The following is a 19,916-nucleotide window of genomic DNA, read 5'->3' as shown; positions in this document are numbered from 1 at the left end:
TTACACAACGTAACATTGATTTTATGATAAACCTCAATTCCCTACGTTTATTATAAGTGATTTAAAATAATAATTTAATCAACACTTTAGGAGCTTCAAATGTCAAAAAATATCTCTTCTAGTAGCCGTTTTGCCAAGATTGCTGCTTTAGCTGTCCTCTCTAGCGCTGTCGCTTTAACGACCGGTTGTGCGACCAAACGCACTACTTCTGAGGTGGTAGTAGCGCCACTAGGTATTCCTGGTGGTCAAGGCGCTTATACTGGCGCAGTTATTGTCGATAATCAAGTTGGCGTAGTCAATGCTGCTAACAATATCCAAGCGGTGGTTTATTTTGCATTTGATAGCAGTGAGATTACTGCGCAGTCGGCTAGCGTACTGAATCAGCATGCCAGCCTATTAAGCTCAAATCCAACGGCTGAAGTGCTAATCGCTGGCCACACTGATGAGCGCGGTAGCCGTGAATACAACATGGCTTTAGGTGAGCGCCGTGCCCAAGCTGCCCGTGATTATCTAGCCGCGCAGGGTGTGTCAGCAAATAACATTCGAGTGATCAGCTATGGTGAAGAGCGTCCTGCGGTAGCGGGCAATACAGAAGAAGCCTACGCCCAAAATCGCCGTGCAGAACTGTCTTACTAATAGCGCCTTACTAATAGCGTCGTTTGCCATAAAAGGTTTATGGCAGATTATTTATAAGCCAAAAGTAACTAGCCTACTGTAAAAAAGTAAACCCAATGATAGTATTATCATTGGGTTTTTTAGAATTAAAACTGCGTTTATCTACTTTATAAACCATCACTAACACTACTATCATCACTTATGTTATCACTTAATAATATTCAGTTTACTCAGCTTGATCCTGGTAGCTACTGCGCTACGGCGACTCTAGAAGGAGTTTTGCCGATATTAAAAACAAATACGCCAACGGCTCAAAGTCTAAAACGTCAAGATCAGCGTCAGGGCGTACGGCTATTATTACAAAAGCTACTAGATGAGCTGGCTATCGTAGATACCTTAGAAGAGTTGGAGTTTCCTTATAGACTTAGCCGTCATGGTCATTATGTCTGCTTTAGTCACTCGGCTAACAAAGTAGCGGTCGCTATCAGTCATAAGCAAGCTATCGGTATCGATGTTGAGATTAATAAGGTAGCTTGGCAAGTGGCTAAACGTTATTATCATCCTAGCGAGATTGCTATGTTAGAGCTGCTACCTATGGCTAAACGTGATTATCTGGTCAAATTACTTTGGCAAATCAAAGAAAGCTTCATTAAGATTGATCAAAACAAACTAGCAGCTGGGTTGGGAATGCCTTATCCGGCCCTTACGCAGCAACTGCTTACAAATGACATGCTAACTAATCGCTTATTTGATAGCTCATTTACTGACTTGAATGATAGATCTTTTTCTCAGCACCAGCTGACTATTCTTAAAGCGCAGCAAACGGTCATTGTTTTTTGATAAAGCCTACTGCTAGTAGGCTACTTTATAAGTTTGGTCCATCGCTACTTTAGCTAGTTTAAAATACAAAACACAAGACACAAAAAAAAACGGCCCGAAGACCGTTTTTTATTCATTATTTATAGAAAATAGTCTCTATAAATTAGAAGCGGTAAGTTGCACCTAATTTAACAATTGGCAACCACTCGATCCAGTTCTTATCTTCTAATTCTCTTTCAGCAAGTGCAGCTACGTCATTTGAGCTAACACCTATCAGTCCTGCATCATTTCCTACAGCTAAATTATTACCGTTAGCAGTAACAGTAGCGTCTGTTTTACCTAGATAAGCCGCACCGATCTCACCAAACACACCAAAGTTGTTAGTGATGTTAGGACGGAAACCAACGGTTAAGTAAGGCGCTAATTTGTTACGATGCTCAAGACTACCTTGCAATACACCCACATCATTAGCGTCATATTCGACATCATTGATTTTATACACGCCACCTTCAGGATTAGCAGTAACATCAAGATCGTTATCAGGAACGATAATACCAGCACCCATAGTGAACCAGTTCGCTGCTGGACGTAACTGTACGCCTAAGTACGGGTTACTAAAATCAGCATCGACGTCATAATTGACATCGTTAGCATCAAAATCACCACCGAATAAGTCAGCTACGTCGCCGCCTGCCCAACCCGCTTGCAGTTCAGTTTTGTCATTTAGTGCCCAACCAATGTTAGCACCATAACCTAGTGAACCCACTTCAGCACTGATAGCTGCTGGATTTAATACTGTACCAAAGAAAGTTTTAGTACCGCCAACTACTGCGCCTGTGGTGTTGCGAATGACGCCAGCATCGCTTTGATACTGATAAGCTGGTGTCGCTGTTTCATAGACGACAGCATCATTGTTATCGACAACAACGATTGGATCAGCAGCCATAGCAGCGGTTGATGCCAAGATAGCAGCAGATACCGCAGTAAGTTTGATAAGTTTCATTATAAATCTCCTAAAAGTGTAGAGTAGCTTGCCCACTATTAATGATAATTTAGAGTTGTTTTTAAACCATCATTTTGTTGAGCAGATTAAAACAATTTTGGCTTCAAAAGTCATCCCTAAAGAGGCGCTTTTTGTTTACCATTATGTAAAGATTGCATGGCTATTGTAATCATTTCCATACTAATCAGTGATTAAGCTTAATATTGTTACTAAATATGTCTAATATAATTATTAGCGTAGCAAAGCCTTCATCCGACTAAAGCTATTCTAGTCTTAATACAGCTCTCAAAACAGTGTAGCTTATATAGGCAAACACTACTGTTTGTTGTCTTTTGTGAAATGATGTATCAAAGCTATCTTTTTAAAGACGCTTTGTAGTAAAGACCCTTGGTGATAAAGATGCTTTGCAGTAATGTGGCATGATAGCTTGAATCAATTTTCAAAATATAATTTGTAAAAACGTTATACTACTAGAAGTAACTAGCTATTTATCAAGTAACTGCTACTTAGTAAATTATCATTACTCGCGCTAATTAGTATTTAAATATCAATTATTGAGCTCATTTTATGCCTAAAGTATCGTCTATTACTCGTGTCTTAGAGATTGTTGAAGCGGTATCCTATGCCGTCAAACCTCTATCTCCTCTGGAATTATCCCAAGAGCTTGATATTCCAAAGCCTACCATTCATAGATTGATACAGACTTTGGTAGAAGAAGGGTTTGTAGGGGTCGATATAGGCGGCGGGATTATCCCAGGGAAGCGCGTGCGCAATCTTAGTATTGAGCTTTGGCAACAAAGACAGTTCTTTGATGAGAGGCAACTGATATTGCAAGAATTAGTTAAGCATACTAAGGAGAGCTGCGGTATCGCTGTGCCTTATCAGATGAGCATGTTATACACCAATCGGGTACAGACTAAGCTGCCAATACAGATCTACTTACCTGTTGGCTCAAAGTCGCCTATGTGGTGTACAGCGACAGGGAAGCTATATCTTAGTCAATTATCAGCGCCAAAACGGGCAAAAATGCTACGACAGCTGTCCCTTGATAAATATACCAACAACACTCTTACCGATATAGATAAGCTAAATGCAGAATTAGATGCTATCGCTGAAACCGCCGTTGGAATGGATAACGAGGAATTTATTCCTGGAACTTTTTCAGTCTCTGTTCCTATCCTCGATAGAAAATCGCGTTATGTCGCCTCCCTCTTTGTCAATGCTCCTACCACTCGCGTATCGTTAGAGGAGCTATTGACTCATGTGCCAAAGCTGAGAATAGCAGCGCAAGAGATTCAGACGCTTTTATACGAGCTTGATGAAGTACAAGCCTAGAGCGTATTGAATATTTATAAAATTAAGTAGTTATAATCAGGCTTAATTCAGCACCGACTTATCGTACATAGCCATAATGCTAGAGAAGTCTTTATTGTCATTTTCTTTTACATGCTCATCATACAACTGAGTCGCTCTTTGTCCCATTGGCGTCTCAACCTGAATCTCTTTGGCGGTTTGTAGCGCAAGATTGAGATCTTTTTGCATAAGCTTGCTCATAAAGCCGCCTTTATAGTGATGGCTAGAGGGTACATTTTCCATCACTTGCGGATAAGGGTTGTACACCTCTAACGTCCAATTACGTCCTGAGCTTTGTAGCATAATATCGGATAACACTTTGGCATCTAAGCCGTTTTTGACCCCTAGATTGATAGCTTCAGCGGTACCGGTCATAAGAATGCCAAGCAGCATATTATTGCATATCTTCGCCACTTGCCCAGCTCCATTAGCGCCTGCATGAAATATGTTTTTGCCCATTGATTTAAGGATAGGCTGAGCTTTAGTAAAAGCCTCTAAGCTACCACCAACGATAAAAGTCAAACTACCTGCTATCGCGCCGCCGGTGCCACCGGATACTGGTGCATCTAAAAAATCTATACCTAGCTTATCAGCCTCTTTGGCTACCTTTCGCGCATCAGAAGCCGCTATCGTGCTACTGTCTATCACTAGTGTGCCTTGGGGTAAATTCGCTAGTAAACCATCTGTTGCTTGCTCATCTTCGCCTAGATATATAGAGAGAACCTGCTCGCCGGCAGGAAGCATAGTGATAACCACTTGCGCATTGGCTACGGCCATCTTTGGATTGGCCGCGACATTAGCGCCTGCTTGTTGTAAACGCTCGGTGGCTGCTGCTGAGATATCATAAACCATCAAAGAGTAACCGGCTTTGAGTAAGTTCTCTGCCATAGGAGCGCCCATATGACCTAGACCAATAAAAGCAATATTCGGCTTTGAGGCTTTATTTTGCGCGGCTGTACTATCTGTCATATTCATCACATCTCTCCTTGATCAGTTAGCTGATAGTTTATCAGTCAACTATGAATTCATCACCTTTTGCTTATCTCAATACTTATTGTGGTGCTGGTACTCATACTAGCATTGACGCGTGTATAGTAAGCCAAAAGCACAATAATCCTATAGAGTTAAGCGTCCTATCAGCAAGCTCAACTATCTAACGTGCTGAGACCCTAACGCGTCCGCTCCTAGCCAATCTTGCAAAGGATGCTGTCCTTGCGCGTAAGGATTGTCAAAATGCGACTCAATATAGGCTTGTCCTTCTACATCTAAGCACTGAGCTAGCGTACGCGACCACTTTGGATTTTTATCTTTATCAATCAGTAGCGCGCGCACTCCTTCTTTAAAGTCAGGATTGGCCGCGCAGTGTACCGCAATGTTAGCTTCTAGATATAGCACTTGCTCTAACGATAAAGCGCTGACTTTATAATATAAAGCATAGGTCAAAGCAGCGGTCACCGGACAACCATGGCGATAAGTGGCGATAGCTCGCTGCGTCCAGCTATCTGCCGCAAAGTCAGCATCAATTTGCGCTAATGCTTCATCGTCCTGTAGCAGTCTATCTATATCTGCCAAACCTCCACTATTCATCACTCGCTGAATCGGCTGCCAGTACTTGGCAAGCTTACTCTCTGGCAGCTCTGCTACCCGATGAGAGGCTAAGGCCCGACTGGTCACGCTAGGCAACCTGCCAAAGCCTTGTTCCATCTCAGCTCGCCAATTAGCGCTCTTTAAACGCTCAATGATAGCGTCGTAATCCTCACTACTAGCACTATATTCGGCTAGATTGGCTAATAAAGCATCGCTGCCATTACACTGCGCGCCCGTCAGTCCCAAAAATAAACCGCTACTCGCTGGCATACGCTGCAAAAACCAGCTACCAGAAGCATCAGGGAATAAGCCAATGGTAATCTCCGGCATGGCAAAGCGGGTACGCTCCGTGACAATACGATGGCTACAAGCCGCCATCAGTCCCATACCGCCGCCCATAATAATGCCATCACCCCAAAGAATGAGCGGCTTTGGATAAAAATGCATTTGTCGATACAAGCGGTACTCATGACCAAAAAACTCAGTGGCATAAGGATTGGGTAGTGGCGCTGACTCTGACATGCTGTCATAGAGTTTACGAATATCACCGCCGGCACAAAAAGCCTTGTCCCCTGCCCCTCGAAGCACAATGGCAACTATCTGACTATCAGTTTGCCACTGCTCAAGCTGCTTGGATAACAGCTGACACATCTCGACGCTTAACGCATTGAGCGATTTGGGACTATTTAAGGTCATAATGCCAAGCCGATGCCCACAGGTAGTGTCTTCGGTGTGAAAAAGCACTGCCGCTTGTTTTTTGGGAAAAGGGATAGTTTCAGGGCTGGTTTTGGTGGTCATAAAAAGAACCTATTATGGTTATTAAAAGTACATAAATTAAAAGCTAAAAGGTATTAAAACAAACCCTAACGCAAGGAGCTAAGGGCATCGTCTTGCAGCATTTGCCGCGAGACTATCACCCGCATAATCTCATTAGTGCCTTCTAATATCTGATGCACCCGCAGATCTCTTACATGACGCTCAAGCGGATAGTCGTTCAGATAACCATAGCCGCCATGTAATTGTAGCGCTTGATTGGCCACCTCAAAGCTTAAATCAGTAGAGAGCTGCTTAGCCATAGCGCAATAGGTGGAGGCTTGCGGATCATTGTTATCGACTTTATTGGCGGCCAAATAAAGCATTTGCCGCGCGGCTATGGTTTGCGTAAGCATATCGGCAAGCTTAAATTGCACCGATTGAAAGCTTGCTATAGGCTTACCAAATTGACTTCTGTCTTTGACATAGCTAGTAGCCGTTTCAAGCGCTGATTGCGCAGTACCGACAGCGCAAATACCGATATTAATACGCCCACCATCTAAGCCTTTCATCGCAATACTAAAGCCTTGCCCCTCTTTTCCTATCAAATTGGCAGCAGGGACTTTGACGTCTTTGAAGCTAATAGTGCGCGTAGGCTGCGCTTTCCAGCCCATTTTATGCTCGTTTTTGCCGTATTCGATACCAGCGCTAGTCGCATCAATCACAAAGGCTGACACCCCTTTTGCGCCAGTATCACCAGTGCGCGCCATAACGACGAGCACGTCGGTAGAACCTGCGCCTGAGATAAAGGCTTTTTCGCCATTTAGGATATAGTAGTCGCCTTGCTTATCAGCCTTAGTCCGTAGCGAGGCGGCATCAGAGCCTGCGTTTGGCTCTGTCAAACAATAACTACCCAGCCACTCGCCACTCATCATCTTTGGTAGATACTGCTGACACAGCTCCTCGCTAGCGTATGCGCCAATCATCCATGACACCATATTATGAATACTCATATAGGCGGCGACTGAGGTATCGCCCCAAGCTAAAGCTTCAAAAACGATAGCTGAGTCTAGTCGCGGCAATCCCAAACCGCCATAATCAGGGTTGGTATAAAGTCCCAAAAAGCCAAGCTCGCCTGATTTTTTGATGACCTCTATGGGAAAATAAGAGCTGCGATCCCACTCCGCCGCATGAGGTCTAAGCTCTTTTTTGGCGAATTGTTTGGCGCTTTGAGCAAAAGCCAATTGGTCTTCTGTTAACGTAAAATCCATGGAATAATCCTTTAAATCTGCGGCAAATATAAGCGTATAGCTTCTTATTAGGCGTATAGCTTTTTATAAAGTTACATCGAAATAGTAGTATTGACCTTGCCTTGGCTGGATTCATCATCGAACCAGCGCGCGGTAACGGTTTTGGTTTGAGTATAAAACTGTACTGCTTGTTTGCCATAAGGACCCAAATCACCAAGCTTACTGGCGCGTGAGCCTGAAAAAGAGAACATCGGTAATGGCACAGGAATAGGCAAATTAATACCGATTTGACCGACCATCACATCTTGCTGGAACTTGTGCGCGGCGGCTCCTGACTGGGTAAAGATAGCAGTGCCATTCCCATTGGGATTGGCATTTAGCAGCTCAATCGCTGCATCCAAACTTTCCGCGCGCATGATACAAAGCACCGGACCAAAGATTTCTTGCTGGTATATTTGCATATCGGCTGTGACATGATCAAAAATTGTCGGGCCAACAAAGTTACCTTTCTCAAAACCTTCAACCTGGATGCCGCGACCGTCTAAGATGAGGCTAGCCCCTTCTTCGACACCAGTGTTGATTAGATGCTCAACGCGAGCTTTTGCTGTTGGAGAAATCAATGGCCCTAGATCTTTATCGTTCTTGCCCGCAGAGACCACTAGGCTTTGCGCTTTGGCTTTGATTTCATCGATCCACTCGCCTGCCGCGCCGACTAATACCACCACTGATAAGGCCATGCAGCGCTGCCCTGCTGCGCCAAAGGCGGCTCCTGCAAGCTGATTTAGGGTTTGCTCTTTATTGGCGTCAGGCAGAATAACCCCATGGTTTTTGGCTCCCATCATGCACTGGGCGCGTTTACCAGATAGGCTTGCACGCTCATAGACATGCTTGCCAACTTTGGTGGAACCCACAAAAGACACTGCCTTGATATCAGGATGGTCACAGATAGCATCGACCGTTGGCTTACCACCGTGCACCACGTTCAATACGCCTTTTGGCACGCCCGCCTCTATAGCTAATTCAACGAGACGCATAGTAACCATCGGATCTTGCTCAGAGGGTTTTAGGATAAAGGTATTGCCCGTGGCGATAGCCATCGGAAACATCCATAGCGGAATCATCGCCGGAAAATTAAAAGGAGTAATACCTACACAAACACCAAGCGGCTGCCAAATACTATAAGTATCGACATCTGAGGCGACATTTTCGACAAAATCGCCCATTTGTAGATTGGCAATACCAGCAGCATGCTCAACGACTTCTAAACCGCGAAATACATCACCGCGCGCATCGGCAAGGGTTTTGCCTTGCTCAGCTGTCAGTATTTCTGCCAGCTCATCCATATGTTCGCGGATAAGCTGTTGGTATTTTAAAAAGATACGCGCGCGGGTGGTAATAGGGGTCTTGCGCCAAGTCTGAAAGGCAGCTTTTGCCGTAGCTACGGCTTCATTGATCTCATCAGCAGTGCTTTGCGGTACTTTAGCGATGACCTCTTGCGTCGCAGGATTAGTGATATCTATCCATTCACTGGTTTTGGATGAGGTAAATTGACCATTAATCAGTTGTTGAACGTGATGCATAAGATATCCTTATCTTTTTTATAGAACAGAGAATTATATTAAAATGATTTATTTGTTATCGCTAAAGACTATAACAATAATGTGAATTTGTGGTCAATAGTTTAATTTTTACGCTGATTAAGTCCGTTGTTAACTGGCCTGACTCTACTATGAAAAATAAGCTCATGAGCGTTCATGAGCTTATCTTGATATTCAACAGATCCTGACAAACTGCGACTTTTTACTCATTACTATTTTGCTCTTTATAATGATCACGCATGAGTTTTTTATCATGTTTACCTACTGAGGTCTTTGGTAGATCATCAACGAATTGAAACTCACTAGGAATGCCGTACTTGGGAATGATACCTTTACTCACGGCTTGTTCAGCGACAGATTTTATATCCTCAGCATTTGTATCTTGATGGCTAGGCTTAAGCACTATTAAGGCTACGGGACGCTCGCCCCACTTTTTATCAGGCACGCCAATGACCGACACATCAGCTACCGCCGGATGCAATGATAAAATCGTCTCAATCTCTAATGAAGATATCCACTCGCCGCCTGATTTAATCACATCTTTGAGACGATCGGTGATTTTGAAGTAGCCGTCTTTGGTCATATAAGCAATATCTTGGGTATGCATATAGCCGTTTTCCCACAGCTCAGTGCCGGCATCGTCATTTTTAAAGTAGCTTTGCGTCAGCCAAGGCGCGCGTAGTACCAGCTCCCCTGTATGCTCTTTACCGACTCCGACCGACTGATTATTGGTGTTCCAAACTTGTGCATCGACCATCATCACAGGTTTGCCCGACATGCAGCGGCGATGGATATCTTCATCCATGCTCATCTCAGGCTCATCAATACTAAACTCAGTCAGACCGATAAGCGGCGCAGTCTCTGACATACCATAACCGGTGTACACTTCGATATCTTGCGTCAAAGCGGCTTTGGCCAAGCCTTCGGTCAATCGAGAGCCGCCAATGATCATCTTTAAACCATTAAAGCTTTCATTACGCTTTTGCGCTTCACCTAGCACCATTTGTAGTATCGTTGGCACACAATGGGTAATACTCACCTTTTCGTTAATGATTAAATCAAGCAAAGTATCTGGCGCATATCGGCCCGGATAGACTTGCTTAAGTCCTGTCATCGTTGCCGTATAGGGAAAGCCCCAAGCATGGACATGGAACATCGGCGTCATCGGCATATAGACATCGCCGTAGCTTACCCCTTGCTTATCAGGCAACATTCCTAACGTTGCCGCTTCCGCCATACTGTGCAGTACCAGCTGACGGTGGCTAAAGAATACCCCTTTGGGATTGCCCGTCGTGCCTGAAGTATAAAAGGTAGTGGCGATAGTGTTTTCATCAAAATCTGGAAAGTCAAAGCTATCCTCAGCGTCAGCCAACAATGCTTCATACTCGCCGGTAACGCGGCTTTGGTTATCGCCAAATACGCCCTCAGCGGTGACACCATTGTCATCAAGCCAGATGATATGCTCGATGCTTGAGTTTTCAAACTGATAGTCTTTCACTAATGGTGCAAATTCAGAATTTAGCATTAACACTTTGGGTTTGGCGTGATTGACGGTATATAGCACTTTTTCAGGAGACAGACGAATATTAACCGTCTGCAATATATACTCAGACATCGGAATAGCAAAGTAGGACTCCAGATAACGATGGCTGTCCCAGTCCATCACGGCGATGACATCTCCAGCCGCTAAATTTAGACTGGCTAAGACATTGGCTAAGCGATTAATACGGGTAAAAAACTCACTATAAGTAAAGCGTTGTTTGTCCGCATAAACGATTTCTTGATCTTGTGAGACGGTCTTGGCGCGGTTCAATAGCTGCTTGATAATGAGCGGATAATCGTAAGCAGAGGGCGCACTATGATAAGCTGTTGACATAAATGATCTTCCTTGTGATTTATATAGCTTGCAAAATAATCCCTTCGATAGTAAAAAAAACGACTAACGATGTAAAGTAGGCTTGCGTAAGTAGGCTGATTTTACTATGACCTTCATTCGCCTATCTTTTGGTTTTTATCATGCCAAAGCTAGCTATCATCAAGGCCAACACTTGCACCAATAGTAATAACCAGACTGTCGTTCGCCAGTGTCCGTAAGCATAGGCTAAGCCGCACAGCCAAGCGCCTATCGTCCCGCCAGCATAATAAAACAAGTAATATAGACCTGATGCAAGCGATCGGCCTTGTTTGACATTGACCGCGATGTAGCTAATCGTTGCTGACTGAGTAACGAACACTCCTGAGGACATCACCCCTAGTCCCATAACGATAAGCCATAAGGGCGACGCTAGCGTTAATAACACTCCTGTAATAGAGACAAGTATCGCTACTATAATCGTCCGAGCTGAGCCAAATCGGCTTAATAAAGTGGCGGATAAAGGAGTGATGATTACCCCAATTAAGTAAACTGCAAAGATATTGGCTAAGTCGCCAGTGCCCAAATTATAAGGGTTATCTGCTAGATATAAATTGATAAAGGTGAAGCAGCCGACCAAAGAGAATAAGACGCAAGCGCCAAGTAGACAAGCGGTCACCACATAGCGATTGACCAGATGTGCGCCCAATGTCTTCATAGCAGAGCGAAAGTTAGGATTGGCCTCAAAATGGCTGGAGCTAGGCAAGGTTTTGGCTACCCAAAGCGCGCTTAGCAAAGTCAATGCTGCTAAGACATAATAAGCATGACGCCAGCCTATAAACTCATGCAAATGGCCCAATAAAAACCGGCCCATAAAACCGCCTAAGACTGAGCCTGAAACATAAAAAGACATCAGCCCAGTCACGCTTTGTCCCTCAAACTCCTCGCCAATATAGGCAATAATAACCACAGTAATACCGGGTACAGATAAGCCTTGAATAAAGCGCCAAAGCCCTATCCATTCAACACTAGAGCTTTGGGCAATGAGCGCGGTAGGAATAGTCAAAAATAACAAGGCTCCGACCACAAAGGACTTGCGCCCTACTGCGTCTGAGAGCATGCCCAAAAATGGCGACATAATAGCGATAGCTAAGATAGTCGCGCCAACCACCATCCCCGCTTGCACTTCGCTAGCGGCAAACTCGTCTATGATTACGGGTAATATCGCTTGAATGGAATACACTTGCAAAAAAGCAAACATGCCTATTAGGCCGATAGTCAGCTTGAGGAGCAGCGAGGGTGGAGCAAAGGTAGGAGCTTGGGTCTGTAAGCTAGCAGGATTATTTTTATTCACAACATTCTGATTTATTATGACGCCGTATATAGGCGTAGTTGGACATAGTTCGACAAGGTCATTTAAATTTGACTAGGCGTTTATACTAGCAAAAAGATATTATGGTATCACGGTCTCAGACTACGCTAAGCATTTATGTGTTGTGGTTTTTTTATCCTCCCTTTTAGCCTACAACTCTAGACTTTTTATCCTTTTGCTAATCTATGAAAAATGACTGACTATGCTAATTAATACTATTTTTTTAACAAAACCTATTACTACTACTGCCTCTTTTACGGTTATCGTAACTTTCTTACTCGCTTCTGCCTCTGCGATAGCGGACATTAATATAATAGAAGAGCAAGTTATTTACTCAACTAAGACTGCGCTATTAAATGGGAGCTTATCAAAGAACGCGGTTGAACCTTTAGCGGCTACTACCAAATGCTTAGAGGATAGCGTCATTACCGCTGATAATCTGGCGCAAACTCTCGATAACGGCCCCTTCTCTATCACTAACAAAGTCATACCTCGCTCATCGGCAAAAGGTTTTGGCGGCGGTACTATTTATTATCCGACTTATCATCCAACCAACCCTAGCAACTGCGGCCTACTTGCGGCTATTGCGGTAGTGCCAGGCTTTGTCTCTTATGAATCCTCGATCAAATGGCTCGGGCCTAGACTAGCCTCTTGGGGCTTTGTGGTTATTACCATCAACACCAACTCTATCTATGATAATCCTGATAACCGCGCTCAGCAGTTGAGCGCCGCTTTAGATACTATCATCGCCGATAAAACCGTCGGCGCAGTAGTAGATGCTAGCCGTCTAGGCGCGATTGGTTGGTCGATGGGCGGCGGCGGCGCGCTAAAACTGGCCGCCCAGCGAGAGGAGGTTCGCGCTATTGTGCCGCTTGCGCCGTATCATGACAAAGACTATGGTGCAGTGAGTACGCCCACTTTGGTCATCGCTTGCGAGTATGACGGTATTGCTAACAATAAAAAATACAGCTCGGTATTTTATAAAAAAGCGATCGGTCCTAAAATGAGGATTGAGGTCAACAACGCCAGTCACTTTTGTCCCAGTTACCGCTTTAATGAGAGACTGCTGAGCAAACCGATTATCGCTTGGATGCAGCGCTATATTAATAAAGATCAACGCTTTGATAAATTTTTATGCGCTAATAACAACTACAGCGACAGCCGGCGTATCTCAAGCTACGATTATGCTAACTGCGTTTGAGACCTTGTATAGTTTTGAGACCTTGTATAGTAATGGTGAAAAACACTGCAATAGCTGCTGTGTTTAAGTATGATTAAACGCACTTTACTATCAATATAATTTTCGACCCTTCGGGTATAAGCGCAGTAGTTAGTCGCTATAGTGCACAGGCTGAGGGCTATAAAAAAGGATTATAATAAATGCCAGATCAACTACACGACTTAGGCAACAGCTTTTGGAATATTCGCGGCTCTTTTGTCAGAGATAATATGATCGATATCGGTAATCAGTCCGCCCTAGTTAGGCTAAACTCTGGCAAATTTATCTTACTAGACAGCTATACCTTGACAGGAGATGTCAAAGAACAAGTCATGGCTTTAACCGACGACGGTCAAGATATCGAAGCGGTGCTCAATGTGCATCCCTTTCATACCGTGCATTGCGCCCGCGTGGCCAAAGACTTGCCGCACGCTACTTTTTATGGCAGTGCTCGCCATCATAAGCAGGTGCCAGAGGTCGATTGGAGCGAGGATTATGTCGAAAGCGCAGCGGTAGCCAAGCGCTATCCTGAGCTTGAATTCTCAGTGCCTAAAGGGATTTATTATATAGCTCCTGATGATTCGGTACACTCAGGCTCTCTGCTGGTTTATCATGCTGCTAGTCAAAGCCTTTATGTCGATGACACCTTTGAGATTCCACCCTCCAAGCTGTTTGACAAAGTACAAGCTGGTATCAATTTGCATGCGACAACTTTAAAAGCCTTAAAGGATGAGGAAGATGCGGGTAAAGCATACTGTGATTGGGCAACCAAGCTTGCGCATGATTGGCGCAAGGTACGACATTTTTGCGGGGCGCATTCAGGACTAGTGGTCTTTAAAGAGGGCGAATTTGAAGAAAAACTGACCGACACTATCAATAAAGCGCGTGCCACTTTAGAAGCAGGCTAGTTTGTAAGCTTAATATTTAAAGCGGTTAGATTTAAAAGTATTAGATTAAACCCAGTCAAGCATTGCATAACTAGTTAAAAACCATTCATCAATAATGATTTATTAGGAGCCATAAATGTCAGAGAAAATACATGATTTGGGATCAGGGTTTTGGAATATACGCGGCGAATTTCGTATTGGCGGCATTATTAATATCGGTACGCAGTGCTCGCTAATCAAATTAGCATCAGGTAAATTTATTTTTTTAGACAGCTATAAGCTCACAGGTGAGGTGCGCGATAAAGTGATGGCATTGACCAATAATGGGCAGGACGTAGAAGCGGTACTTAATGTCCATCCTTTTCATACCGTGCACTGCGCGCAAATGGCTAAAGACTTTCCGCAAGCGATATTTTATGGCAGTAGCCGTCATGCCAAACAAGTGCCTGAGGTAAATTGGAGTGAGGATCTCGTTGAGAGTGAAGCGGTTGCTGAGCGTTACCCCGAGCTTGAGTTCTCTAAGTCGCAAGGTATTTATTATATTCATGCCAATGAGATGATTCATGCCGGCTCGTTATTGGCGTATCACCCTGCTAGCCAAAGCTTACATGTCGATGATACCTTTATGAGTCCGCCAACCAAGCTGCTTGGCAAAGTATTGCCAGAGGTGATGCTGCACCCTACTACCAAAAAAGCGCTTAAAGATGAGCCAAATGCGGGCAAAGACTATTGTGATTGGGCCACGCAAATAGCGCAGGATTGGGATGTGCGTAACTTTTGTGCCGCGCATTCATATTTGGTTAGATTTGAAGAAGGACAGTTTGAAAAGGCACTATTAAAAGCGGTTGCTAAAGCGCGTCCTAAGCTTGAGAATGCTTAATCACCTTAGCGCTTAAACGTCTTTAATTAATAATACACATTACGACTAGGAACACACCCTTATGGCAAAACTAGAACCGAATATCGAATTAGAGGCCGCAGCATTTCGTCGTCTCTTGGCTCATTTAGACGAGCGTAAGGACGTTCAAAACATTGAGCTGATGATCCTTGCTGACTTTTGCCGCAACTGTTTATCCAAATGGTACAAAGCAGCTGGTGAAGAGCGCGGTATCGATATCGATTACGAAGAGGCGCGCGAGCTGGTTTATGGCATGCCCTACTCTGAGTGGAAGGAAAAATATCAGCAACCAGCAACCCCTGAGCAGTTAGCCCGCTTTAACGAGATTGAAGCGGCTAAGAAAAAAGCTGATTAAAGTCATAAGTTATGAGACTAAAATCAAAAACAAAAATAAACGAAGCCGCTAAGTTAGCGGCTTTCTATGGCTTTGAGTATGCTGTTAAACCCTACTGTACCTTGTTTCTGCATTTTGCGATCAAGTAAGCGGCCAATCAATGGTAATGGCAGCACTAATCGACCTTCAGATATCCAAGTCACTTGTGTGCTGCCATCGCCCAAATCTTTTAAATCGATACTGCCTTTGTCGTGTCTCACTTTTACGGGTCTAGCTTTTTCGATTTTGTACTGCATGTGAGTTGGGCGCTCAAACGCCGTAATTCGCTCCCAAAATTTAACAGGTTCGGTTTGAATGGTGCGTAAAGCACCAGCACCATTGCGCTCGTCATCCCCTTCAGTCAACAGTTTAGCTTTCCCCACCGCCTTAAACGATCCATAACTGGCATGGTCACTTATGGCTTCAAACACCTCATCTATCGGTTTTTTTACTATGCGCTCTACTTTGATTTTAAACATTAGATACTCTCATTAATATTCAAATTATGATGATTTAGATTATAAATTTACTTTTATAGTATAGTCGATTCACTATAAAACAAACACAGTGCTACTGGGATGAATTTTGCGCAGCATCGAAGGGACGCAGCACGCAAGGAAAATTTATACCAGTAGCACGCTGACATAGCTGTATTCTTTTTAGTCAGGATTAGCCATATAAACTTTACTAAGTGGTTTTTTAGATAAAACTAGAGCTAATATCATTATCACTATGAAATCAGCCAAATAAAGATAAGCCAACAAGCTTAACAAAGCCTGACTACAAATTAATCTGACTATACCCTACCCTAATTTGCAGTGATAGCAAATACAGTTAGCATCTTGGCGCTTATTTGGCGCTCAAAGTTGCCTAAACACTAAAATCAAAATAATTTATAACGCATTTAAAGTAAATAAGGATAACTATAATGGCAGATTCAATTAACGATTTAAGTTCAGGGTTTTGGAATGTCCGCGGCTCTTTTAAGATAGGCGGCATATTAGACGTGGGCGCGCAGTGCTCGCTAGTGCAGTTAGAGTCAGGTAAATTTATCTTTTTGGACAGCTATGAGCTAAAAGATGAGGTGCGCAAGACGGTCATGAAGCTAACCAATGATGGTCAAGATGTTGAAGCGGTATTGAACGTGCATCCTTTTCATACCGTACACTGTGAGCAGATGGCAAAGGATTTTCCGCAAGCAGTCTTCTATGGCAGTCGCCGTCATCCTGAGCAAGCGCCAAATGTCGATTGGTCATCTGATTTGGTAGAAAGCGAAGCGGTCGCCAAGCGTTATCCTGAGCTTGAGTTTTCACTGCCCAAGGGTATTTATTACATAGCGCCTGACGATTCAGTGCATGCCGGCTCGCTATTGGTTTATCATCCCGCTAGCAAAAGCTTGCACGTCGATGATACCTTTATGACCCCGCCCGTTAAGATACTAGATGCCATATTGCCTGAAGTACTTTTGCAGCCGGATACCAAAAAAGCACTAAAAGATGAGCCTGACGCTGGTAAGCAGTATTGTGATTGGGCCACCCAGCTCGCTCATGACTGGGATGTCCGTCATTTTTGCGCCGCGCATACCCACATGATTGAGTTTGAAAAAGGTCAATTTAAAGAAACGCTATTAAATACTATTGAGAGAAAACGTGAAGATCTTGAAGAAGCTTAATGGCTAATCAATTTTCTATAAATTAGGCTGCTTATTTGGCAGCCTTTTTTAGTGGTATTTCACAATAATAAACTAAGATAAAATCCTAGCTAACTCGGCCTCATTACTGATAATATCTGCCAAAGTATAGTCTTCTAGGACTTTTACAAAAGCAGTAAGCGCCTCAAAAAACACCCCTTTTAGTCGGCAAACCGGGCTTATCACGCAGCCTGGTTTAGCCGGCGAATCGCTAATCGTCTGGTTAATAAGTTTTATGGGCAATCCCTGTTGCTCGACATGATCTAATGTCGGCACGCTCGCAGCAAAGCACTCTACTAATGCAAAATCAGGCTCTATCTGCTTAATGAGTATGCCTAAATTAATATCTTCAGGTTTACGCGCTAGCCGGATACCGCCATTCTTACCGCGAATGGTTTCTATATAGCCCAGCTGTCCGAGCTGATGAATAATCTTGGTCAGATGGCTTTTGGATATCTGATAGCTGTCTGCTATGTCGCTAATATTAGCTAATGCTTGCGGCTCAGGCTTAATAGCTAAATAGATTAACGAGCGCAGCGCATAGTCACTATAATTGGTCAGCTTCATGGTCAAGCGCTCCTTGATATTTTTAGTTTATAGTACTGCTATAGTCAATTCACTCTAAAAATAGTATAGCGCTGCTGGGATGAATTTTGCGCAGCCTCTGTGATAACAGCACGCCAGTAAAATTTATACCAGTAGCGCATTTAAATTTATAACAATTTTACTTTGAGCTGACTATATTGAGACAACACTTGCTTGAATTAACCAAACAAGCCATCCGGCCTAGGCTTTGACAGCATCGGCAGATAGCTGATACAAAACAGCACAAAGCACGCAATCCAAGCCCCTTGAGCGATCATAATCCATAATAGATAGTGCTCGATTGCGACAATAGGCAAAAATGCTCGGCTAATAAACACCACTACCATCAGCGCAAACATCGCATTCACTGACTTTGGCGGCTGATGAATATTGCGTCCGGTGTGCCCAAGCGATACTCGCGCCATCATCGCAAGCGTCATCATGCCAACGCCTGCAATAGATAATCCGTGCAGCGCCAAACTATGACTAAACCCTAGCCAAGGCTGCAAAGCGTATAGTACAAAGCTTAAACACATCCCCAAAAACGCAATATATAATGACCACAGTAGCGGCTTTTGCCAAATACTTGGATGATACCAGCCGACTAAGCGCACGATATTGACCAGTGCTACCCCGGTAGCGGTAATCGTCAGCAGATATTTATTAGTATAAAATAGATTGACTATAAAAAACGCTAAGAAAAAAGCTAGGCTCAAGATATCTTGCCATTTGCTATTGCGCACTTTGATATTGATACCATCATGGGCAAGGCCGCGCTCAATAAAGAACGGTACTACTCGCCGTCCTATGGTCAATACCAACCCAATAATCAAATAAAATCCAAGATAGATACCTATCTTAGTCATAGTCATATTATGAGTAAAAATGCCCCAATAACACAGACCATTACCCAAGGTCAGTAAAGCTAATTTGGCCAAAATGCCCATTTGCTTGTACTGCTTAACTTGCAGTACCGCGCGAAACACCACCCATGCCATTAGCCCAACGAACAGCATATCAAACACAGCAGCGATATAGAGTAAAAGGGAGTTTAAACCAAAATCCCACCCTAAACCAAAGGCTAGCCAACTTAGACGCGCTACTAACCAGCAACTAAAGATTCCCAATAGCTTGTAGCCGTAAGGCATCTTGACGCCAGTCCAAGTCTGCACTGCGGTCAATAAAAACCCAGCCACTACCGCGAGCGCGTAACCATAAATCATCTCATGACCGTGCCAATAAAACGGATTTAGCGTTTGCGCGTCAATATCAGTGTGACCGGTAAAAACAAAGGCCCACAACACCATCGTTACTACGGCAAATATAGCCGCTGCACTAAAAAATATGCGAAAACTTAGATTAAGAATGGGGTGCGGCGAGCTTGGTGGTTTGCTAGGTAAATTTATCGATTGCATAATTATCTGCTTAATAGTGTTCTACTTATATTTAGTACTTGATGTAACACGCTACTTTTAAAGATTCATTTTAAATGAATGTTATAAATTATACAATGTTTTTTACTTTTCTAAATAGACGAAACGCTCGTCTGCACTATTAAACCTCATAAAAAAACCATCTCATGGGTGGTCTTCATAAAGCAATAGAGTCAGCTTTATACGCTAACTCATAGTTGTACTACCGAGATAAGCAAAGAGATCACCACAATCAGTGTCACATACTTTCTGACGCTAAAATATTTAGCCGTGATGATACTAGCCTTGTTAAGGCTATAATCGATGAGCAGTAAGCTGATAAACCCTACCATCAATAGCCCAATAAAGGCGGCTGTCGATAGCAGCAAAAAGCCGAACCATAATATCAAGGTGATAATATTGCTCAAAATAGGCAAGCGAGAGGCCCAAGGATTATCATCCGCTAGCGCCAAATGATTGCCCCACTGCGCGCCTGCCATAAAAGTGGCAATCACTAAGCCATAAGTCGCTAATATATATCTTGTGCTTCCTAATGCCAAAATGCTATCGACGCCTAAAGTAATCAAAATAGCGCAAGCGATAAAGGGTATGGTACCTGCAAAGGTGAGGTAAGGACTGGGTTTTTTCAT

At 43.6% G+C, this 19,916-nt stretch carries 19 protein-coding genes; 8 read left to right on the top strand and 11 right to left on the bottom strand.

Annotated features, from left to right (window positions below; translation table 11 throughout):
* Positions 1–99: 99 nt before the first annotated feature.
* A complete protein-coding gene (gene pal, locus M0N77_RS03920; RefSeq protein ID WP_353103719.1) occupies positions 100–636 on the top strand; it encodes a peptidoglycan-associated lipoprotein Pal in 537 nt (178 codons plus the stop codon).
* Positions 637–816: 180 nt separating this feature from the next.
* Complete coding sequence (locus M0N77_RS03915) at positions 817–1,455, top strand: 4'-phosphopantetheinyl transferase superfamily protein (RefSeq protein WP_353103717.1); 639 nt, start codon at positions 817–819, stop codon at positions 1,453–1,455.
* A gap of 142 nt (positions 1,456–1,597) precedes the next feature.
* Here the strand turns inward: M0N77_RS03915 and M0N77_RS03910 are convergent, their stop codons facing one another.
* Entirely contained in the window at positions 1,598–2,437 is an 840-nt protein-coding gene (locus tag M0N77_RS03910) for a hypothetical protein (protein WP_353103715.1), read from the bottom strand.
* Between the two features lie 567 nt (positions 2,438–3,004).
* On the opposite strand from M0N77_RS03910, the gene M0N77_RS03905 reads away from it, so the two are divergent.
* Positions 3,005–3,772 (top strand): IclR family transcriptional regulator, encoded by a 768-nt coding sequence (locus M0N77_RS03905; protein ID WP_353103713.1) that lies wholly within the window; start codon positions 3,005–3,007, stop codon positions 3,770–3,772.
* Positions 3,773–3,814: 42 nt separating this feature from the next.
* On the opposite strand, the gene mmsB is transcribed toward M0N77_RS03905, so the two are convergent.
* From mmsB to M0N77_RS03875, 6 genes are all read right to left on the bottom strand, one after another.
* A complete protein-coding gene (mmsB, locus tag M0N77_RS03900; RefSeq protein WP_371834184.1) occupies positions 3,815–4,765 on the bottom strand; it encodes a 3-hydroxyisobutyrate dehydrogenase in 951 nt (316 codons plus the stop codon).
* 174 nt (positions 4,766–4,939) lie between these two features.
* The gene (locus M0N77_RS03895; RefSeq protein WP_353103711.1) at positions 4,940–6,175 is read right to left on the bottom strand and encodes an enoyl-CoA hydratase/isomerase family protein; all 1,236 of its coding nucleotides are present in this window, start codon (positions 6,173–6,175) and stop codon (positions 4,940–4,942) included.
* A 65-nt stretch (positions 6,176–6,240) separates the two neighbouring features.
* Complete coding sequence (locus M0N77_RS03890) at positions 6,241–7,401, bottom strand: acyl-CoA dehydrogenase family protein (protein WP_353103709.1); 1,161 nt, start codon at positions 7,399–7,401, stop codon at positions 6,241–6,243.
* Positions 7,402–7,472: 71 nt separating this feature from the next.
* Positions 7,473–8,960, bottom strand: a complete 1,488-nt coding sequence (locus tag M0N77_RS03885; RefSeq protein ID WP_353103707.1) for a CoA-acylating methylmalonate-semialdehyde dehydrogenase — start codon at positions 8,958–8,960, stop codon at positions 7,473–7,475.
* Positions 8,961–9,180: 220 nt separating this feature from the next.
* Complete coding sequence (locus M0N77_RS03880; RefSeq protein WP_353103705.1) at positions 9,181–10,854, bottom strand: fatty acid--CoA ligase; 1,674 nt, start codon at positions 10,852–10,854, stop codon at positions 9,181–9,183.
* A 121-nt stretch (positions 10,855–10,975) separates the two neighbouring features.
* On the bottom strand, positions 10,976–12,184 hold the full coding sequence (locus M0N77_RS03875) for an MFS transporter (RefSeq protein ID WP_353103703.1): 1,209 nt from the start codon (positions 12,182–12,184) through the stop codon (positions 10,976–10,978).
* A gap of 220 nt (positions 12,185–12,404) precedes the next feature.
* On the opposite strand from M0N77_RS03875, the gene M0N77_RS03870 reads away from it, so the two are divergent.
* From M0N77_RS03870 to M0N77_RS03855, 4 genes are all read left to right on the top strand, one after another.
* Positions 12,405–13,403, top strand: a complete 999-nt coding sequence (locus M0N77_RS03870; RefSeq protein WP_353103701.1) for an alpha/beta hydrolase — start codon at positions 12,405–12,407, stop codon at positions 13,401–13,403.
* Between the two features lie 179 nt (positions 13,404–13,582).
* Positions 13,583–14,329 (top strand): hypothetical protein, encoded by a 747-nt coding sequence (locus M0N77_RS03865; protein WP_353103700.1) that lies wholly within the window; start codon positions 13,583–13,585, stop codon positions 14,327–14,329.
* 115 nt (positions 14,330–14,444) lie between these two features.
* On the top strand, positions 14,445–15,188 hold the full coding sequence (locus M0N77_RS03860) for a hypothetical protein (RefSeq protein ID WP_353103698.1): 744 nt from the start codon (positions 14,445–14,447) through the stop codon (positions 15,186–15,188).
* A gap of 61 nt (positions 15,189–15,249) precedes the next feature.
* Positions 15,250–15,561: a DUF1244 domain-containing protein gene (locus M0N77_RS03855; RefSeq protein ID WP_353103696.1), complete on the top strand. Its 312-nt coding sequence runs from the start codon at positions 15,250–15,252 to the stop codon at positions 15,559–15,561.
* A 53-nt stretch (positions 15,562–15,614) separates the two neighbouring features.
* On the opposite strand, the gene M0N77_RS03850 is transcribed toward M0N77_RS03855, so the two are convergent.
* Positions 15,615–16,058, bottom strand: coding sequence for an SRPBCC family protein (locus M0N77_RS03850; protein ID WP_353103694.1), 444 nt, complete (start codon positions 16,056–16,058; stop codon positions 15,615–15,617).
* 449 nt (positions 16,059–16,507) lie between these two features.
* On the opposite strand from M0N77_RS03850, the gene M0N77_RS03845 reads away from it, so the two are divergent.
* Positions 16,508–17,251, top strand: coding sequence for a hypothetical protein (locus tag M0N77_RS03845; RefSeq protein ID WP_353103692.1), 744 nt, complete (start codon positions 16,508–16,510; stop codon positions 17,249–17,251).
* 72 nt (positions 17,252–17,323) lie between these two features.
* Here the strand turns inward: M0N77_RS03845 and M0N77_RS03840 are convergent, their stop codons facing one another.
* From M0N77_RS03840 to M0N77_RS03830, 3 genes are all read right to left on the bottom strand, one after another.
* Positions 17,324–17,836: an Rrf2 family transcriptional regulator gene (locus M0N77_RS03840; protein WP_353103690.1), complete on the bottom strand. Its 513-nt coding sequence runs from the start codon at positions 17,834–17,836 to the stop codon at positions 17,324–17,326.
* Positions 17,837–18,033: 197 nt separating this feature from the next.
* Positions 18,034–19,269: an NnrS family protein gene (locus M0N77_RS03835; RefSeq protein WP_353103688.1), complete on the bottom strand. Its 1,236-nt coding sequence runs from the start codon at positions 19,267–19,269 to the stop codon at positions 18,034–18,036.
* A gap of 209 nt (positions 19,270–19,478) precedes the next feature.
* Positions 19,479–19,916 carry a DUF3429 domain-containing protein gene (locus M0N77_RS03830; protein WP_353103686.1) on the bottom strand — a complete coding sequence of 146 codons (438 nt, stop codon included), beginning with the start codon at positions 19,914–19,916 and terminating at the stop codon, positions 19,479–19,481.

The sequence above is a fragment of the Psychrobacter sp. AH5 genome (assembly GCF_040371085.1).
In the GTDB taxonomy this organism is placed as follows: domain Bacteria; phylum Pseudomonadota; class Gammaproteobacteria; order Pseudomonadales; family Moraxellaceae; genus Psychrobacter.
This window is presented reverse-complemented; position numbering and strand designations above follow the sequence as displayed.

Excerpts from the sequence above, each read along its gene's own strand:
- M0N77_RS03910 (WP_353103715.1), bottom strand. The coding sequence starts at position 2,437 with ATGAAACTTATCAAACTTACTGCGGTATCTGCTGCTATCTTGGCATCA.
- M0N77_RS03860 (WP_353103698.1), top strand. The coding sequence starts at position 14,445 with ATGTCAGAGAAAATACATGATTTGGGATCAGGGTTTTGGAATATACGC.
- M0N77_RS03870 (WP_353103701.1), top strand. The coding sequence starts at position 12,405 with ATGCTAATTAATACTATTTTTTTAACAAAACCTATTACTACTACTGCC.
- M0N77_RS03830 (WP_353103686.1), bottom strand. The coding sequence starts at position 19,916 with ATGAAAAAACCCAGTCCTTACCTCACCTTTGCAGGTACCATACCCTTT.
- M0N77_RS03850 (WP_353103694.1), bottom strand. The coding sequence starts at position 16,058 with ATGTTTAAAATCAAAGTAGAGCGCATAGTAAAAAAACCGATAGATGAG.
- M0N77_RS03895 (WP_353103711.1), bottom strand. The coding sequence starts at position 6,175 with ATGACCACCAAAACCAGCCCTGAAACTATCCCTTTTCCCAAAAAACAA.
- M0N77_RS03890 (WP_353103709.1), bottom strand. The coding sequence starts at position 7,401 with ATGGATTTTACGTTAACAGAAGACCAATTGGCTTTTGCTCAAAGCGCC.
- M0N77_RS03885 (WP_353103707.1), bottom strand. The coding sequence starts at position 8,960 with ATGCATCACGTTCAACAACTGATTAATGGTCAATTTACCTCATCCAAA.
- M0N77_RS03845 (WP_353103692.1), top strand. The coding sequence starts at position 16,508 with ATGGCAGATTCAATTAACGATTTAAGTTCAGGGTTTTGGAATGTCCGC.
- M0N77_RS03905 (WP_353103713.1), top strand. The coding sequence starts at position 3,005 with ATGCCTAAAGTATCGTCTATTACTCGTGTCTTAGAGATTGTTGAAGCG.
- M0N77_RS03865 (WP_353103700.1), top strand. The coding sequence starts at position 13,583 with ATGCCAGATCAACTACACGACTTAGGCAACAGCTTTTGGAATATTCGC.
- M0N77_RS03835 (WP_353103688.1), bottom strand. The coding sequence starts at position 19,269 with ATGCAATCGATAAATTTACCTAGCAAACCACCAAGCTCGCCGCACCCC.
- M0N77_RS03855 (WP_353103696.1), top strand. The coding sequence starts at position 15,250 with ATGGCAAAACTAGAACCGAATATCGAATTAGAGGCCGCAGCATTTCGT.
- pal (WP_353103719.1), top strand. The coding sequence starts at position 100 with ATGTCAAAAAATATCTCTTCTAGTAGCCGTTTTGCCAAGATTGCTGCT.
- M0N77_RS03840 (WP_353103690.1), bottom strand. The coding sequence starts at position 17,836 with ATGAAGCTGACCAATTATAGTGACTATGCGCTGCGCTCGTTAATCTAT.
- M0N77_RS03880 (WP_353103705.1), bottom strand. The coding sequence starts at position 10,854 with ATGTCAACAGCTTATCATAGTGCGCCCTCTGCTTACGATTATCCGCTC.
- mmsB (WP_371834184.1), bottom strand. The coding sequence starts at position 4,765 with ATGAATATGACAGATAGTACAGCCGCGCAAAATAAAGCCTCAAAGCCG.
- M0N77_RS03915 (WP_353103717.1), top strand. The coding sequence starts at position 817 with ATGTTATCACTTAATAATATTCAGTTTACTCAGCTTGATCCTGGTAGC.